The organism is Gemmatimonadales bacterium (assembly GCA_030697825.1).
In the GTDB taxonomy this organism is placed as follows: domain Bacteria; phylum Gemmatimonadota; class Gemmatimonadetes; order Gemmatimonadales; family JACORV01; genus JACORV01.
In genome coordinates, this window is record JAUYOW010000143.1 from 1 (window position 1) to 1,295 (window position 1,295).

The window sequence follows — 1,295 nt, forward strand, 5'->3', positions numbered from 1 at the left end:
CGGTTTCTGGCCGGCGGTGTGGGGCGGCATCGTTGTCGGCGTCACCGGCTGGCTCGCGTCCTGGTTCATCGGCCCGCGCGGGCGGGTCGAGATCATCTACGCGCGGCGTCCGGGCGACTTTCGCCACCGCGATTGAACCGCCGCCGGGCTTGGGTCTCGGGCGGCGGTGCGGGTATATACTCAGTCCGGTTCAGGACCGCGGTGCCACGGATGATCGGGCCGGATGCCCGGCTCAGGGTTGTCACCATAACATCCACGAAATGAATCCGAGGTTCGCATGAGCCAGACCAAGATTCTTCTCGACGAGTTCGACATCCCGACCCACTGGTACAACGTCATCGCCGACATGCCGAATCCGCCGGCGCCGCCATTGGGGCCGGACGGCAAGCCGATATCGCCGCAGGCACTGGGCGCGATTTTCCCCGAAGCGATCATCATGCAGGAGATCTCCGGCGAGCGCTGGATTCCGATTCCCGAGCCGATCCGTGAAATCTACCGTCTGTGGCGCCCGAGCCCGCTGTATCGCGCGCATCGGCTGGAAGCCGCGCTCAAGACGCCGGCGAAGATTTTCTACAAGTACGAAGGCGTGAGCCCGGCCGGCTCGCACAAGCCCAACACCGCGGTCGCGCAGGCGTACTACAACCGCCAGGCCGGCATCAAACGGCTCGCGACCGAAACCGGCGCCGGCCAGTGGGGCTCGGCGCTGGCGCTCGCGGGCCGCATGTTCGGCATCGAGATCCGTGTGTACATGGTGAAGATCAGCTACGAGCAGAAGCCGTTCCGCCGCTCGATGATGCAGACCTGGGGCGCGGAAGTTTTCGCCAGCCCGACGGACAAGACCGAATCCGGCCGAAAGATTCTGGCAGCCGACCCGAACTCGCAGGGCTCGCTCGGCATCGCCATCTCCGAGGCGGTCGAGGAGGCGGCCGGCCGCAAGGACACGAACTACTCGCTGGGGAGCGTGCTCAATCACGTGCTGCTGCACCAAACCGTGATCGGGCTCGAGGCCCGCAAGCAGATGGCCAAGGTCGGCGAGTACCCGGACGTGGTCATCGCCTCCTGCGGCGGCGGCTCGAACTTCGGCGGCATCGCGTTTCCGTTCTTCGCCGACAAGGCCGCGGGCAAGCAGGTGCGCCTCATTGCCGTCGAGCCGACGTCGTGCCCAACGCTCACCAAGGGCAGATACGCCTACGATTTTGGCGACACCGTCGGCCTCACGCCGTTGATGAAGATGTACACACTCGGCCACGACTTCATGCCGCCCGGCATCCACGCCGGCGGGCTGCGCTACCACG

The 1,295-nt window shown here is 66.0% G+C and carries 1 protein-coding gene; it reads left to right on the forward strand.

Features of this window, described 5'->3' with window-relative positions; genetic code table 11:
• Positions 1-277: 277 nt before the first annotated feature.
• A partial coding sequence (locus Q8Q85_07540) for a TrpB-like pyridoxal phosphate-dependent enzyme (protein MDP3774109.1) occupies positions 278-1,295 on the forward strand: 1,018 nt, incomplete at its 3' end.